The sequence below is a fragment of the Methylobacterium oryzihabitans genome, from assembly GCF_004004555.2.
GTDB classification, from domain to species: domain Bacteria; phylum Pseudomonadota; class Alphaproteobacteria; order Rhizobiales; family Beijerinckiaceae; genus Methylobacterium; species Methylobacterium oryzihabitans.
In genome coordinates, this window is the sequence record NZ_SACP01000002.1 from 177217 (window position 1) to 193281 (window position 16065).

12 protein-coding genes are annotated in these 16065 nt (G+C 72.8%); 5 read left to right on the top strand and 7 right to left on the bottom strand.

From position 1 onward, the window contains the following. Window positions 1-45: 45 nt before the first annotated feature. Window positions 46-1095 carry an acyltransferase family protein gene (locus tag EOE48_RS03375; RefSeq protein ID WP_246153928.1) on the top strand — a complete coding sequence of 350 codons (1050 nt, stop codon included), beginning with the start codon at window positions 46-48 and terminating at the stop codon, window positions 1093-1095. 21 nt (window positions 1096-1116) lie between these two features. Here EOE48_RS03375 and EOE48_RS03380 read toward each other — a convergent pair whose 3' ends face one another. Further along, complete coding sequence (locus tag EOE48_RS03380) at window positions 1117-1980, bottom strand: peptidylprolyl isomerase (RefSeq protein WP_127727370.1); 864 nt, start codon at window positions 1978-1980, stop codon at window positions 1117-1119. Window positions 1981-2211: 231 nt separating this feature from the next. Here EOE48_RS03380 and EOE48_RS03385 point away from each other — a divergent pair, with 231 nt between their 5' ends. Then, window positions 2212-4956 (top strand): bifunctional acetate--CoA ligase family protein/GNAT family N-acetyltransferase, encoded by a 2745-nt coding sequence (locus EOE48_RS03385; protein ID WP_127727371.1) that lies wholly within the window; start codon window positions 2212-2214, stop codon window positions 4954-4956. A gap of 273 nt (window positions 4957-5229) precedes the next feature. On the opposite strand, the gene EOE48_RS03390 is transcribed toward EOE48_RS03385, so the two are convergent. Together EOE48_RS03390 and EOE48_RS03395 are read right to left on the bottom strand one after the other, a co-directional pair. After that, entirely contained in the window at window positions 5230-6339 is a 1110-nt protein-coding gene (locus tag EOE48_RS03390; RefSeq protein ID WP_127727372.1) for a PLP-dependent cysteine synthase family protein, read from the bottom strand. Window positions 6340-6419: 80 nt separating this feature from the next. Continuing rightward, window positions 6420-7097, bottom strand: coding sequence for a YggS family pyridoxal phosphate-dependent enzyme (locus tag EOE48_RS03395; protein ID WP_127727373.1), 678 nt, complete (start codon window positions 7095-7097; stop codon window positions 6420-6422). A 270-nt stretch (window positions 7098-7367) separates the two neighbouring features. On the opposite strand from EOE48_RS03395, the gene leuS reads away from it, so the two are divergent. The 3 genes from leuS to holA all read left to right on the top strand — a co-directional run bounded on the left by leuS (window position 7368) and on the right by holA (window position 11732). After that, a complete protein-coding gene (gene leuS, locus EOE48_RS03400; protein WP_127727374.1) occupies window positions 7368-9959 on the top strand; it encodes a leucine--tRNA ligase in 2592 nt (863 codons plus the stop codon). A gap of 208 nt (window positions 9960-10167) precedes the next feature. Next, window positions 10168-10707 (top strand): LPS assembly lipoprotein LptE, encoded by a 540-nt coding sequence (gene lptE / locus EOE48_RS03405; protein WP_127727375.1) that lies wholly within the window; start codon window positions 10168-10170, stop codon window positions 10705-10707. After that, window positions 10704-11732, top strand: a complete 1029-nt coding sequence (gene holA / locus EOE48_RS03410; RefSeq protein ID WP_127727376.1) for a DNA polymerase III subunit delta — start codon at window positions 10704-10706, stop codon at window positions 11730-11732. The genes lptE and holA overlap by 4 nt, the downstream gene beginning before the upstream one ends. A gap of 6 nt (window positions 11733-11738) precedes the next feature. Here the strand turns inward: holA and EOE48_RS03415 are convergent, their stop codons facing one another. Genes EOE48_RS03415 through mnmG form a run of 4 tightly spaced genes read right to left on the bottom strand, consistent with a single transcriptional unit; the run spans window position 11739 to window position 16019 of the window. Next, the gene (locus EOE48_RS03415; protein ID WP_127727377.1) at window positions 11739-12629 is read right to left on the bottom strand and encodes a ParB/RepB/Spo0J family partition protein; all 891 of its coding nucleotides are present in this window, start codon (window positions 12627-12629) and stop codon (window positions 11739-11741) included. Between the two features lie 29 nt (window positions 12630-12658). Further along, complete coding sequence (locus tag EOE48_RS03420) at window positions 12659-13501, bottom strand: ParA family protein (RefSeq protein ID WP_127727378.1); 843 nt, start codon at window positions 13499-13501, stop codon at window positions 12659-12661. Continuing rightward, a complete protein-coding gene (rsmG, locus tag EOE48_RS03425; RefSeq protein ID WP_127727379.1) occupies window positions 13498-14127 on the bottom strand; it encodes a 16S rRNA (guanine(527)-N(7))-methyltransferase RsmG in 630 nt (209 codons plus the stop codon). Before rsmG ends, EOE48_RS03420 begins: the two co-directional genes overlap by 4 nt. Next, window positions 14124-16019: a tRNA uridine-5-carboxymethylaminomethyl(34) synthesis enzyme MnmG gene (gene mnmG, locus EOE48_RS03430; protein WP_127727380.1), complete on the bottom strand. Its 1896-nt coding sequence runs from the start codon at window positions 16017-16019 to the stop codon at window positions 14124-14126. The genes rsmG and mnmG overlap by 4 nt, the downstream gene beginning before the upstream one ends. Between the last annotated feature and the right edge of the window lie 46 nt (window positions 16020-16065).

The window sequence follows — 16065 nt, forward strand, 5'->3', positions numbered from 1 at the left end:
TAGAACGCGGGTCCCCGCCCCTTCCGCGAGCCCCCTCCCCGCCCCGTGTCGCAACCCTCGAAGCTGCCGCTGATCCAGGTCCTGCGCGCCGTCGCGGCGCTGATGGTGGTCATCAGCCACGGGCAGGCCGAGGCCGCGGCGCTGGCGGCGCGGCTCGGCCTCGCGTTCCCGCCGGCCGGGTGGCTGCCGTGGCCGGCGGGCGTCGACGTCTTCTTCGTGATTTCCGGCTTCATCATCGTCCACGCGGCCGGCCCGCTGCATGGCCGGCCCGGCGGGCCGCGGCGCTTCCTCGCCCACCGGGTCGCCCGGGTGGTGCCGCTGTACTGGCTGGTGACGAGCCTCTACCTCGCCCTGGCGCTCGCCCGCCCGGGGATGCTGAACGCGCCGGGCGGAACCGACCCGGCCCTCGTCGTCGCCTCCTACCTGTTCTGGCCGATGGCGCGGCCGGACGGGGCGGTGACGCCGCTCTACTCCCTCGGCTGGACCCTGAACTACGAGATGGCGTTCTACGCCGTCTTCGCCCTCGCCTTGCCGTGGCCGCGGCGCCAAGCGGTCGCCGCGGTCGCCGCCGGCCTCGTCGCCCTGGTGGTGGCGACCCGGCTCGTCGGTGGGCTGCCGACCCCCCTCGCCTTCTGGGGCGACCCGATCGTGCTCGAATTCGCCGTCGGGCTCGGCCTCGGCCTGCTGCGGGCGGAGGGCCTGCGCCTGCCGGGCGCGGTCCGGGCGGGGCTCGCGGCGGGCGGCCTCGTCCTCCTGGCGCTCGCCGGCGACACGGCCCTGCCGCGGGCGCTGGCCTGGGGCGGCCCGGCGGCGCTGCTCGTGGCCGCGGCGGCCCTGGGACGGCGCGAGCCGGAGGGGCGCCTCGTCCGGGCGGCGTCGCACCTCGGCGACGCCTCCTACGCGCTCTATCTCGTCCACCCCTTCGTGGTCAGGGCGGTCGGCCTCGCCGGCGCGGCCGGGTCGAGCCTGCCTCTCCTCGTCGCCGCGATGATCGGCCTGTCCTGCGCGGTGGCGCTGGCGGTCCACCGCCTCGTCGAGCGCCCGCTCGACCGAGTCCTGCGCCGCCGGCTCGATCCGGCGGCGCCGGGACGCTGAGCGCCCCGGCGATCGCGGTCCTCAGGGCTTCTTCGGCTCCGCCGGCTTGGCGTCGGCGGGCTTCGCGGGCGCGTCGGTCTTCTCGATCTTCGCCTGCTCGCGCAGCTTGGTGATGACCTCCTGCTGCGTCTTGCGGGTGAGGTAGGCGTCGACCTGCTCGCGCATCTCCTCGAAGCTCGGCACCGGCTTGGTGCGCTTCTCCTCGACCTTGATGACGTGCCAGCCGAACTGGGTCTTGACCGGGTCGGAGATCTTGCCGGCCTCGAGCTTGAACGCGGCGTCGGCGAACGGCGCCACCATCCGGTCCTTGGTGAACCAGCCGAGGTCGCCGCCCTCGGCCTTCGAGCCGGGATCCTTCGACACCTCGGCCGCGACCTTGGCGAAGTCCTCGCCGCCCTTGAGCCGGGCGGCGATCGCCTTGGCCTCGGCCTCGTTCTCGACGAGGATGTGGCGGGCGTGGACCTCCTCCTCGGGCTTCATCGCCTTGACGGTCTCGTCGTAGAGCTTGCGCGCCGCCTCGGGCGTCACCGCCTTCTTGGCCTCGCGCTCGAGGTATTCGTCGAGCAGGAGCTTGTCGCGGAAATAAGCGAGCTTGCGGACGAAGTCCGGATTCTCGGCGACCTTGGCCTTCTCGGCCGCCTGGGCGCCGAGCTTGAGGTCGATCATGTAGTCGAGCAGCAGGGTCTGCTTCTGGTCCTCGCCGACGCCGGGCAGCGACAGGGCCGGGTCGTCGGCCGCCACCGCGAGGTCGCCGGCGGTGATCGGGGCGCCGTTGGCCCGCGCCACGACCTTGTCGGCGGGCGCCGTCTGGGCCAGGGCGGCGGCCGGCAGGGCGAGGGCGAGCACGACGGCGCCCGTGCGCCAGAGAGGGGTGAAGGTGGACATCGCTGAACCTCGAAAACCGTGGCGATCGGACCCGGGACCATCGCGCCCGGGGAGCCTCGGACATCGTCCGTCGCGCGGACAGGTGACGCAGATCCCCCGCCAACACAAGCGCCGCCGCTGGTCACAGCCCGGAGGACCGCCCATCTAGGCTGCGACCCGCCGACGTCGGCGTCCGGCAGCCCCGGGACCCGGATCCCGGACCGCCCGACGCCTCACCCCGCAGGCCCCGCGATGAGCACCTACCGCTTCGACCGCCTCCTCGCGCCGCGCTCGGTCGCCCTGGTGGGCGCGAGTGCCCGCGAGCGGTCCTTCGGCGGCGCAATCCTGCGCAACCTGCGCCGGGCCGGGTTCGCGGGCCAGATCTGGCCGGTGAATCCCAACCACGCCGTCGTCGCCGACCTGCCCTGCTATCCCGCGATCGATGCCACGCCGGAGCCGGCCGACCTCGTCGTGGTGGCGTCGCCGGCCGCGAGCGTGCCGGGCATCGTCGCGGCGGCGGGCGGCTTCGGCTGCGGCGCGGCCGTCATCGTCACCGCGGGTCTCGGCAGCGAACCCGGCTCGCTCGGGTACGCGACCCGCGAGGCGGCGCGCGCCCACGGCCTGCGCCTCGTCGGGCCCGACTGCATGGGACTCGCGGTGCCGGGGGCCCGGCTCGACGCCAGCCTGCTCGCCGAGGCGCCGCCCAGGGGCGACCTCGCGCTGATCTCGCAGTCGCGCACCGTCGCGGCCGGCATCGTCGCCTGGGCTGCGGCGCGCGGGCACGGCTTCTCGGCCGTCCTCTCCCTCGGGCAGGCCCTCGACGTCGACATCGCCGACTGCCTCGACCATTTCGCGTCCGAGCGCACCACCCGGGCGATCCTGCTCTCCCTCGACGGGGTCGCCGACGCGCCGAAATTCATGTCCGCCGCCCGCGCCGCCGCCCGGGCCAAGCCGGTGGTGGTGCTGCGCACCGGACGCAGCGACCCGAGCCGACCGGAGAACGCCGCGACTCATGCCGGGATGCTCGCGCGGCCGGACGCGGTCTACGACGCCGCCCTGCGCCGCGCCGGCCTGCTGCGGGTCGACGACCTCGACACGCTGTTCTCCGCCGTCGAGACACTGAGCCGGCAAAGACCCTTCCCGGGCAAGCGCCTCGCGATCCTTGCCAACGGCCGCGGCGTCGGCTCCCTGGCGGTCGACCGGCTCGCCGATCTCGGCGGCAGCCTCGCCGACCTGTCGCCCGAGACCCACGCTCTGCTCGACGAGACTTTGCCGGCAACAGGACTCGCCGCGTCGGTCTCGTGGCGCAATCCGCTCGATCTCGGCGCCGATGCCGGCGGCGACCGCTACGCCGCGGCGCTGGCCGCCCTGCTCGCCGACCGCGCCAGCGACGCGGTGCTGGTGATCAACGTGCCGACCGCACTCTCCGACGGCGGCGAGGCGGTGGCGGCGATCGCCGAGGCGACCGGGCGCCACCGCCGCGGCAGCTTCCGCGCCAAGCCGGTCTTCGCGGTGACGATGGGCGGCGGCGCCGACGACCCGCTCAAGCGCGCCGGCATCCCGCGCTTCGCCACCGACGCCGAGGCCGTCGAGGGCTTCATGCACCTCGTGCGCTACCGCGAGGCGCAGGACGACCTGATGAAGACGCCGGATTCGCTGCCGCGCGACTTCTCGCCCGACGTGACGGCGGCCCGCCGCATCGTCGCGGCGGCCCTGGCCGAGGGCCGCACCTGGCTCGACCCGCAGGAGGTGACCGGGCTGCTCGCCGCCTACGACATCCCGACCCTGCCGCTCCAGGTGGTACCCGATGCCGACGCGGCGGCGGAAGCCGCGTGGCCGGTGATCGCGGCCGGCGGCACGGTGGCGCTGAAGCTCGTCTCGCCCGACATCGTCCACAAGTCCGACGTCGGCGGCGTCCATCTCGATCTCACCAGCGAGGCGGCGGTGCGCGAGGCCGCCGCCGCGATCCTCGCCCGCGCCGCCCGCGACCGGCCGGAGGCGCGCATCACGGGCTTCGCCGTCCAGCCGATGCTGCGGCGGCCGAAGGCGCGGGAACTCATCGCCGGGCTCGCCGACGATCCAGTCTTCGGCCCGGTGGTGGTGTTCGGCCGCGGCGGCACCGCGGTCGAGGTCATCGACGACCGGGCGCTCGCCCTGCCGCCCCTCGATCTGCGCCTCGCCGCGGAACTGATCGGCCGCACCCGGGTCGCCCGCCGGCTCAAGGCGTACCGGGACGTCGCCGCCGCCGACGAGCACGCGGTGGCGCTGGTGCTGGTCAAGCTCGCCCAGGCGGCGGCCGACCTGCCGGAACTGCGCGACCTCGACATCAACCCGCTGCTGGCCGACGAGGCCGGCGTCATCGCCCTCGACGCCCGCGCGGCGGTGGCGCCGCTCGCGACGGCGGCGCGGCGCGACGCCGGCAGCGGCCCGAGCCACGCCCGCTTCGCCGTGCGCCCCTACCCGACCGAGTGGGAGCGCCGCACCACTCTGCGCGGCCGGCCGGTGCTGATCCGCCCGGTGCGGCCGGAGGACGAGGGCATGTTCGCGGCGTTCTTCCGCACCGCGAGCCCCGACGACCTGCGCCTGCGCTTCTTCGCGCCGGTGCGCGACTTCAACCACGCCTTCCTGGCCCGCCTGACCCAGCTCGACTACGCCCGCGCCATCGCCTTCGTGGCGATCGATCCGGCCGTGGCGGCCGAACCCGACGGGACCATGATGGGGGCGGTGCGCCTGCACGCCGACGCCAACCACCGCAGCGGCGAGTTCGCCATCATGATCCGGTCCGACCTCAAGGGCCTCGGCCTCGGCCGCGCCCTCATGCGACTGATGATCGACTGGGCCCGGGTCGAGGGCATCACCCGCATCGACGGGCAGGTGCTGCGCGAGAATCGCGCGATGCTGACCCTGTGCCGCGCCCTCGGCTTCGCGATCCGCACCGACCCGGACGACCCGGACCTCGTGCGGGCCGAACTCGACCTCGCCGCGGCGCCCGTTTGACGCACGATCTTCAGAGTAACCACCCCCTTTCCCGGACGACTGAAACGGAGTGGAAGGAGATCCAGGATCCAGCACGATGAGTCGCGAAGCGTCCGAAGCTTTGCAACGGTGCAGGATTCAGAGCCGCTTCGCGGCACATCTTGCGCTGGATCCCGGATCTCCTTCCGCTGACGCTTCAGTCGTCCGGGAAAGGGGTGCTTTGCGCGGCAAACATGATGGACGGCCGCTCGAACAGGCCTACGGCGCCCGGGGCGTCGGAACTCCCCTCCCCTTTCACCCCGCCTGGGCCGCGTCGGGCGAGGTCCCGTGGGCGAAGAACGCCTCGACCGCCGCGATCTCGCGGTCGAGCACGATCCCGCGCCCGGCGAGCCAGGCATCGTCGGCATGGGTGCTGCGGTAGCGTTCGCCGGAATCGCACAGGAGGGTGACCACCGAGCCGGTCTCGCCGGCGGCGGCCATCCCGGCGATCACGCGGGCGGCGGCCCACAGGTTGGTGCCGGTCGAGCCGCCGCAGGAGCGGCCGAGCCGGTCCGACAGCACGCGCGCGGCGGCGAGGCTCGCCGGGTCGCTCACCGCCTCGGCCCGGTCGATGATCTCGGGCAGGAACGACGGCTCGCAGCGGCCCCGCCCGATCCCCTCGATCAGCGACGAGGGTCCGTTCGTGGTGCAAACCGACGGGTCGGCGAGGTGGCGGTGGAAGACCGAGGCGGAGGGGTCGGCGAGGCACAGCCGGGTCGGGAGCCGCCGGTAGCGCAGGAAGCGGCCGATCGTCGCCGAGGTGCCGCCGGTGCCGGCCCCGACGACGATCCAGGCCGGCACCGGCTGCGGCTCGCGCGCCATCTGGGCGAAGATCGACTCGGCGATGTTGTTGTTGCCGCGCCAGTCGGTCGCCCGCTCGGCGTAGGTGAACTGGTCCATGTAGTGACCGCCCAGAGAGGCGGCGAGCCGCTCGGCCTCGGCATAGACCGCGCCCGGCCCGTCGACGAAGTGGCAGCGGCCGCCGTAACGGGCGATCTGCGCCACCTTCTCGGCCGAGGTGGTGCGCGGCATCACCGCGACGAAGGGCAGCCCGAGCATGCGGGCGAAGTAGGCCTCGCTCACCGCCGTCGAGCCGCTCGACGATTCGACGATCGTGGTGCCGGGGCCGATCCGTCCGCTGCACAGGGCGTAGAGGAACAGCGAACGGGCGAGCCGGTGCTTGAGGCTGCCGGTCGGATGGGTCGACTCGTCCTTGACGTAGAGGCTGATGCCGGGACAGGCGGGCAGCGGCAGCCGCAGCAGGTGGGTGTCGGCCGAGCGGTTGACGTCCGCCTCGATCGCCTCGATGGCCTGCGCGATCCAGGCCCGGTCCGGCCCGCCTCGGTGCTCCTCAGCCTCGCTCATCCCTGGTCCCCGGTCCGCTGCGGCGGAACCCAGGCCGGTCCGCTCCCGGGCATCCTCGGGCCGAGCAGTAAAGGCCGGGCTTACGTCTTCGCAGGCCGCGCCCCGAAGATGGCGCTGCCGACCCGGACATGGGTCGCGCCCATCTGGATCGCTGCCGGATAATCGGCGCTCATCCCCATCGACAGCCACGTCAGGCCGTGCCGGGCCGCGATGGCGGCGAGCATCCCGAAATGCGCGGAGGGCGGATCCTCCGCCGGCGGGATGCACATCAGGCCCGACACGGTCAGGCCGTGAGTATCGCGGCACTCGGCCAGGAAGGCGTCGACTGCGGACGGCGAGACGCCGCCCTTCTGCGGCTCGTCGCCGGTATTGACCTGGACCAGCAGCACCGGCTGGCGGCCGGCACGGCGGACCTCCTTGGCGAGCGCCGCCGCCAGCGAGGTCCGGTCGAGGGTCTGGATGACGTCGAACAGCGCCACCGCCTCGCGGGCCTTGTTCGATTGCAGCGGGCCGATCAGGTGCAGTTCCACGTCCGGATAGGCCTCGCGCAGGCCCGGCCACTTCGCCGCGGTCTCCTGGACGTAGTTCTCGCCGAAGACCCGCTGGCCGGCCTCCAGCACCGGCCGGATGCCCTCGGCCGCCACGGTCTTCGAGACCGCCACCAGCGTCACGTCGCCGGGCGTGCGCTCGTTGTCGGAGGCGGCGCGGGCGATCTCGTCGCGCACCGCCTGCCACTGCGTCACGACGCTCTCGCTCATCGGGCAATCCTCATCCAGGTCGGGGGGCAGAGAGGCAGGGCAGGCCCGCCGGCACGGCCGTTGACCCTGGAAAGCAACCGTGTCCTAAGCATCCATCCGCCGACGGCGTCCGACGTCTCGGCGCGAACAACGATGCGCCACCAGGGACATCGCGGCAGGTCGGGCCGGGCGGCCCTGCTTAGTCCGGCCATGCCGCGCCGGGCAAGCTCGACCGCCCTCCGGGCCGCCGTTTTCCTGGTTTCCCCCGGTTCCGAACCCAAGACGCCCGCCATGGCCGAACGCTACAACGCAAAGGACTCCGAACCCCACTGGCAGGCGGTTTGGGCCGAACGCGATATCTACCGGACCCGCAACGACGACCCGCGGCCGAAATACTACGTGCTGGAGATGTTCCCCTACCCGTCGGGGCGCATCCACATGGGCCACGTGCGCAACTACGCCATGGGCGACGTCGTGGCCCGCTACAAGCGCGCCAGGGGGTTCAACGTCCTGCACCCGATGGGCTGGGACGCCTTCGGCCTGCCGGCCGAGAACGCCGCGATGCAGAACAAGGTCAACCCGCGCGAGTGGACCTACGCCAACATCGCGACGATGCGGGCGCAACTGCAATCGATGGGCCTGTCGCTGGACTGGAGCCGCGAGATCGCGACCTGCGACCCGGCCTATTACAAGCACCAGCAGCGGATGTTCCTCGACTTCCTGAAGGCGGGGCTGGTGGCGCGCCGCACCGCCAAGGTGAACTGGGACCCGGTCGACCACACGGTGCTCGCCAACGAGCAGGTCATCGACGGCCGCGGCTGGCGCTCGGGGGCCCTGGTCGAGCAGCGCGAACTGACCCAGTGGTTCCTCAAGATCACCGACTTCGCCCAGGATCTCACCGACCGGCTCGACACCCTCGACCGCTGGCCGGAGAAGGTCCGGCTGATGCAGAAGAACTGGATCGGCCGCTCCGAGGGGCTGGAGGTCCGCTTCGCCCTGGAATCCGCGCCCACCGGCGCCGCCTCGGAGGTGAAGGTCTACACCACCCGGCCCGACACGCTGTTCGGCGCCAAGTTCCTGGCGATCTCGATCGACCACCCGCTCGCGAAGGTGCTGGCCGGCGACGAGGCGGCGAGCGGGCTGCGCGCCTTCATCGAGGAATGCCGCCGCATCGGCACCGCCCAGGAGGCGATCGACACCGCCGACAAGCTCGGCTTCGATACCGGCCTGCGGGTGCGCCACCCCCTCGACCCGTCCTGGACCCTGCCGGTCTACGTCGCGAACTTCGTGCTGATGGAGTACGGCACCGGCGCGGTGTTCGGCTGCCCGGCGCACGACCAGCGCGACCTCGACTTCGCCAACAAGTACGGGCTCGGCAACACCCCGGTGGTGTGCCCGCCCGACCAGGACCCGGCGAGCTTCGTCGTCACCGACACCGCCTATGACGGCGACGGCCGGATGATCCATTCGCGCTTCCTCGACGGGATGACCACCGACGCCGCCTTCGCGGCGGTGGCCGACCGGCTCGAGGCCGAGACCCTCGACGGCACAGCCGTGGCGCAGCGCAAGGTGCAGTTCCGCCTGCGCGACTGGGGTATCTCGCGCCAGCGCTACTGGGGCTGCCCGATTCCGGTGATCCATTGCGACGCCTGCGGCGTGGTGCCGGTGCCGGTCGCCGACCTGCCGGTGACGCTGCCGGAGGAGGTCTCGTTCGACGTGCCCGGCAACCCGCTGGAGCGGGACGCGGCGTGGCGCACCATCTCCTGCCCGACCTGCGGGGCGGCGGCGCGGCGCGAGACCGACACGATGGACACCTTCGTCGACTCGTCCTGGTACTACGCCCGCTTCACCGCGCCGTGGCTCGACGACGCCCCGACCGACCCGAAGACCGCCGACCATTGGCTCGCCGTCGACCAGTATATCGGCGGCATCGAGCACGCGATCCTGCACCTGCTGTACTCGCGCTTTTTCATGCGGGCGATGCGCGAGACCGGCTGGGCCGGAATCGACGAGCCGTTCGCTGGCCTGTTCACCCAGGGCATGGTCGTCCACGAGACCTACAAGGACGCCTCCGGCGCCTGGGTCCAGCCGGCCGAGATCCGCCTCGCCAGCGAGGACGGGACCCGCAAGGCGTTTCACGTGAAAACAGGCGCGGCGCTCTCGATCGGCCCGATCGAGAAGATGTCGAAGTCGAAGAAGAACGTCGTCGACCCCGACGACATCATCGCCTCCTACGGCGCCGACACCGCGCGCTGGTTCATGCTCTCCGACTCGCCGCCCGAGCGCGATGTGATCTGGACCGAGGAGGGCGTGCAGGGCGCGTCCCGCTTCGTCCAGCGCGTCTGGCGCCTCGCCAACGAGGCCGCGGAGCACCAGGGCAGCGACGGCCCGACGGATCTCGGGGTCCGCAAGGCGGCCCACAAGGCCCTGTCGGCGGTCGGCGAGGATATCGAGCGGCTGCGCTTCAACCGCTGCGTCGCCCACGCCTACGAGCTCGCCAACGCGATCCAAGAGGCGCTGAACGCCACGACCAAGCCCGGGCGCCCTGCCCTGCTGGAGGCGACCGGCATCCTGGTGCAGATCATCGCCCCGATGATGCCGCACCTCGCCGAGGCGTGCTGGGCGGTGCTCGGCCGCGACGGGCTGGTCGCCGAGGCGGCGTGGCCGGCGGTCGAGGCCGGGCTGCTGGTCGAGGACAGCGTGACCCTGCCGGTGCAGGTCAATGGCAGGAAGCGCGCCGACGTGACGGTGCCGACCGATGCCGATGCCGCGATGGTCGAGGCGGCGGTGCTTTCCCTCGACGCGGTGCAGCGCGCCCTCGACGGCAAGGCGCCGCGCAAGGTCATCGTGATCCCCAGGCGCATCGTCAACGTGGTGGCGTGAAGCCTCGGCGGGTGCCAACGGGCACCCGCCACCACGATCCCGCGCAGGATCACGACCCCGCGCAGGATCACGATCCTGCCGCAGGCTTTCGTTAAGTCTGCCGCTCTAGCTTGCGGCCCGGGCCGTGCGTAAGGCACAGGCTCGGCCGCGATCGTGCGGATCCGGCAGGATCGCACGGCAGGTTTCTTAAGGGGTGGGACGGACCGGCATGGCACGCAGCACGGCGACGATCGCGGCACGCCTCGCCCTGGCGGGAACGCTGGCGCTGAGCCTGTCGGCCTGCTTCCGCCCGCTCTACGGACCGACGCCCTCCGGCGTGCCGCTGGCGGCGATGCTGGCTTCGATCCAGGTCGATCCGGCTCAGACCGCGGCCGGCCAGGAGCGCCTCGGCCACTACCTGCGCAGCGAACTCGTGTTCGACCTCGACGGCGCCGGCCAGTCGGCGGAGAAGCGCTACCGCCTCACCCTGGTGGCGAGCGAACAGGTCCAGACGCCGATCGTCAGCTCGATCACCGGCCGGGCCGAATCCGCGACGCTCATCGGCACCGCCACCTACCGGGTCGTCACCCTCGACGGCAGCCGCATCCTCACCGAGGGCGTGGCCCAGGGCTCGGCGACCTACGACCGCTCGGTGCAGCGCTTCGCCAGCGTCCGCGCCGCCCGCGAGGCCGAGATCCGGCTCGCGAAGGTCCTGGCCGACCAGATCAAGACCCGCGTCTCCGCCATCCTGGCGACCCAGGCGCCGTGACGGCGGTCAAGGCCGGCGAGGTCGAGGGCCTGCTGCGGCGGGGCCCCGATCCCCGCATCGCCGTGATCCTGGTCTACGGGCCGGATACCGGCCTCGTCGCCGAACGGGCGCGCAAGCTCGCCGAGAGCGCCGTCGAGGACCCGTCCGACCCGTTCGCGCTGGTCAAGATCGACGCCGACGTCCTCGCCGGCGATCCCGGCCGGCTGATCGATGAGGCCGGCACGGTCGGGCTGTTCGGCGGCCAGCGCTCGGTCTGGGTCCGGCCCGGCAGCCGCCCGATCGCCCCCGCCGTCGACCTCGTGCTGAAGGCCGAGCCGACCGGCACCCGCATCGTGATCGAGGCCGGCGACCTCGCCAAGTCGGCGCCGCTGCGGGCCCTGTGCGAGCGCTCGCCGCGGGCGTTGGCGATCCCGTGCTACCCCGACGATGCCGGCCAGCTCGCCGACCTCATCGACCGCACCCTGAAGGCCGAGGGTCTGCGCATCTCCCGCGAGGCCCGCGAGACCCTGGCGGCCGGGCTCGGGGGCGACCGCAGGGCGAGCCTCGGCGAGATCGAGAAGCTCGCCCTCTACGCCCGCGGCCAGGGCGAGATCACCCTCGACGACGTCGAGGCGGTGGCGAGCGACGTGTCGGGCTCGGTGCTCAACGCGCTGATCGACGCCGCCTTCGCGGGCCGCCTCGGCGACGCCGAGCGGCAGTACCGCCGGTTCCAGGTCGAGGGCATGGACGCCTCGGTGATGCTGGGCTCCGCCCTACGCCACGCCCTGACGCTGCTCGCCACCCGCATCGACGGCGAGGGCAAGAGCCCGTCCGCGATGGTGGCGGGCTGGCGCGGCCTGCATTTTCGCCGGCAAAGGACCGTCGAGACCCAGCTCGCCCGGTGGAATGCCGAGGGATTGCGGCGCTCGGTCGGCCTGCTGCAGGAGGCGGTTCTGGCGTGCCGGCGCAGCGAGGCCGGCTTCGCCCACGCGGTCGCCCTCGACACCGTGCTGAAGCTCGCCGCGGAAGCGAACCGCCGCGGCTGAGCGGGTTTACCGTTCGAGGCGGCGGCACAGCTCGTCGAGCTCGTCGAGGCTGCCGTAGCGCAGCCGCACCTCGCCGCCCTCGCCGCGCGCCTCGATCGAGACCGCGAGGCCCAAAAGGTCCTCCAGGCGCCGTTCCAGGGCACGGGTGTCGGCGTCCTTCGCCGCCGGCACCTTGCGCGGCCGGCCGGGCCGCGGGCCGGACGAGGCATTGTGCTCGGCGGCGAGCGCCTCGACGTCGCGCACCGTCATGCCCTCGTCGATCACCCGGCGGGCGACGGCGTCGGGATCCCTGACCGATAGGAGCGCCCGGGCGTGGCCGGCGGTGAGGCGGCCGGCGACGACGTGCTCCTGCACGCCGGGCGGCAATTGCAGCAGCCGCAGGGTGTTGGCGAGGTGGCTGCGGCTCTTGCCGATGATCTCCGCGAGTTCGGTCTGGGTGTAGCGGAACTCCGACATCAGCCGCTCGTAGCCGGCGGCCTCCTCGATCGCGTTGAGGTCGGCGCGCTGGACGTTCTCGAGGATCGCGTATTCGAGCGAGGTGCGGTCGTCGACCTCGACCACCACCACCGGCACGTCGTGCAGCCCGGCGCGCTGCGAGGCGCGCCAACGCCGCTCGCCGGCGACGATCTCGAACGCGTCCGGCACCCCGGCCACCGCCCGCACGACGATCGGCTGGATCACCCCGCGGGTGCGGATCGAGGCGGCGAGTTCCTCGAGTTCCGCGTCGGCGAAGGTCCGGCGCGGGTTGCGCGGGTTCGGCCGCAGGAACTCGATCGCCACCCGGCGCTGCGGCCCGGCCCTGCGGTCGGCTCCCGCCTGGACCGGCGCCTCGCCGAAATCCCCGATCAGTGCCGCGAGCCCGCGCCCGAGCCTCGGCCGGGCCACCTCGTCCGCCATCATCTCGTCCTTGTCGTCGTCGGGAGCGGTCAGGCCGCGGCCGGAAGCCGGCCCTCGCGCTGGATCAGTTCCGAGGCGAGGCGCAGATAGGCCTGCGAGCCCGCGCATTTGAGGTCATAGAGCAGCACCGGCTTGCCGTGCGAGGGCGCCTCGGACACCCGGACGTTGCGCGGAATCATGGTCTCGTAGACCTTGTCGCCCATGAACTCGCGCACGTCGGCGACGACCTGGCTCGACAGGTTGTTGCGCGGGTCGAACATCGTCAGGACGATGCCCTGGATGGTCAGGCGCGGGTTGAGCGCGGTCTTGATCTGCTCGACGGTGCGCAGGAGCTGGCTCAGGCCCTCCAGGGCGAAGAACTCGCATTGCAGCGGCACCAGCACCGCGTCGGCGGCCGCGAGGGCGTTGAGCGTCAGCAGGTTGAGCGAGGGCGGGCAGTCGATCAGCACGTAGCTGAAAGGCTCGGACCCCGGCGCCTCGGCGAGCGGCGCCAGCACCCGGCGCAGGCGCGTCGCCCGGTCGGGGGCGCTCGCCATCTCCATCTCCAGGCCGAGCAGATCCATGGTCGAGGGCGCGACCGAGAGGCGGGGGACCGCCGTCGCCTGCACGGCCTCGGCGAGGTCGGCCTCGCCCGCCAGCACCTCGTAGGTCGAGAGCCGGCGCTGGTGCCGGTCGATGCCGAGGCCGGTCGAGGCGTTGCCCTGCGGGTCGAGGTCGACGATCAGCACCCGCTCGCCGATGGCGGCGAGCGCGGTGCCGAGGTTGATCGCGGTCGTGGTCTTGCCGACGCCACCCTTCTGGTTGGCGATCGCGAGGACGCGCAGCGGGCGCGGGGTGACCGCCGCCGGCGCTTCGGGAGGATCCACGGTCATGGAAGCGGGCCGCCTAAGCTGGAGATGCGCACGATCCGGGCCTCGGAATCGGTCCGGCTCGGGATCAGGTCGGCCTCGAATCTCCATTCTTCCCGCGCTGCGGTCAATTCGGTTCCGGCCTCGCGGCCCTTCGGAAACAGCCCGATCACGCCGTTTTTCAGGAGCGGTGCCGTCCAGGCCACGAGTTGCGGCAGCGGGGCGAGGGCCCGGGCGCAGACCACCTCGGCCTCGGCGAAGTTGCCGATGACCGCCTCGATCCGTGCGACGTGGATCGTTGCGGGTGCGCCGGTCAGGCGGGCGGTCTCCTGGAGGAAGGCGCCCTTGCGGGCGTTGCTCTCGACGAGATCGACGCGGAAGCCCGGGATCTCGCGGCCGGCGATGGCGATGAGCAGGCCGGGAATGCCGGCGCCGCTGCCGAGGTCGAGCCAGCGCCGGGCGTCGGGCGCGAGGGCGAGCAGTTGCAGCGAATCGGCGACGTGGCGGGTCCAGACCTCGGCCAGGGTCGACGGGCCGACGAGGTTCTTGATCGTCTGCCAGCGGGCGAGCTGCCGGACGTAGAGGTCCAGCGCCGCCGCTGTTTCACGTGAAACGGCGTGGGCGGCGAGGACGGCCTCGCGACCGGTCACGGGACCGGCTCGGCGGCAGGGGAGGGGACGGCACGGCCGCGGCGGGCATGGGCGGCAAGCAGGGTGAGGGCCGCCGGGGTCACGCCCTCGATCCGCGCCGCCTGCCCGAGGCTCGCCGGCCGCACGCCTTCGAGCTTGCTCCGCAGCTCGTTCGACAGGCCGGCGATCCCGGCATAGTCGAGGCTCGCGGGTAGCGTCGCGGCCTCGTCGCGCCGGAACGCCGCGATGTCGGCGTGCTGCCGATCCAGATAGACCGCGTAGGTCGCATCCGTCCGCAGCCGCTCGGCGACGGGCGCGGGCACCGCCGCGAGATCCGGCCAGATCGCGGCGAGGCGGACCCAGGTGATCTCCGGATAGGACAGGAGCTGGAACGCCGTGCGACGGATGCCGTCGCGGTTGAGGGCGAGGCCATGGCGCTCGGCCTCGCTCGGCGTCAGGCTCAGGCCGTCGAGCCGTGCGCGCGCCTGCGCCAGTGTCGCCTGCGAGGCCCGGTGATGCGCGGCCCGGTGCCCCGACACGCAGCCGAGGGCGACGCCGCGCCCGGTCAGGCGCTCGTCGGCATTGTCGACCCGCAGGCTGAGCCGGTATTCGGAGCGCGAGGTGAACATCCGGTACGGCTCGCTGACCCCGTGGGTGACGAGGTCGTCGATCATCACGCCGAGATACGATTCGGCCCGGTCGAACACCGCGAGACCGGAGCCGGCGGCGAGTCGGGCGGCGTTGAGGCCGGCGACCAGCCCCTGCGCGGCCGCCTCCTCGTAGCCGGTGGTGCCGTTGATCTGGCCGGCGAGAAAAAGGCCGGCGATGCGGCGGGTCTGTAAGGTCGGGTCGAGTTCGCGCGGATCGACGTAGTCGTACTCGATCGCGTAGCCGGGGCGCAGCATCGTGGCGCGCTCGCAGCCCGGGATCAGCGCCAGCATCGCGCGCTGGACCTCCTCGGGCAGCGAGGTCGAGATGCCGTTCGGGTAGACGGTCGGGTCGTCCAGGCCCTCGGGTTCGAGAAAGATCTGGTGGCCGTCGCGGTCGCCGAACCGCACCACCTTGTCCTCGATCGACGGGCAGTAGCGCGGGCCGCGGCTCTGGATGCCGCCGGAATACATCGGCGAGCGGTGCAGGTTGGCCCGGATCAGGTCGTGGACCGCCGCGGTGGTGCGGGTGATGCCGCACTCGATCTGCGGCGTCGTGATCCGGTCGGTCAGCGTCGAGAACGGCACCGGCACGTCGTCGGCAGCCTGCTTGTCGACGCCGTGCCAGTCGATGGTCCGGCCGTCGAGACGGGCCGGGGTGCCGGTCTTGAGCCGGCCGAGGGCGAAGCCGTGGCGGTCGAGCGTCACCGACAGGCCCAGCGCCGGCGCCTCGCCGACGCGCCCGGCCGGGATCCGGGTCTCGCCGATATGGATCAGGCCGCGCAGGAACGTGCCGGTGGTGAGCACCAATGCGGCGCAGGACAGGGCGCGGCCGTCGCCGAGGCGCAGGCCGGTCACCCGGCCGTCGCGCAGCATCACGTCGTCGGCCTCGGCGGCGATCAGGGTCAGGTTCGGCGTCGCGCGCAAGGCGGCCTGCATCGCGCGGGCGTAGAGCTTGCGGTCGGCCTGGGTGCGCGGCCCGCGAACCGCCGGTCCCTTGCGGCGATTGAGCAGGCGAAACTGGATCCCGGCACGGTCGGCGATCCGGCCCATCAGGCCATCGAGGGCGTCGACCTCGCGCACGAGGTGACCCTTGCCGAGGCCGCCGATCGCCGGGTTGCAGGACATCGCCCCGAGGGTGTCGAGGCGGTGGGTGACGAGGGCGGTCGCGGCGCCGGATCGGGCGGCGCAGGCCGCGGCCTCGGCGCCCGCATGGCCGCCGCCGACGACGATGACGTCGAAGCGCGCTGGTGTCTGGATGGTCATGCGGGTGATTAGGGCCGGGCCCGCGATCGCGTCAATGGATCGTGAA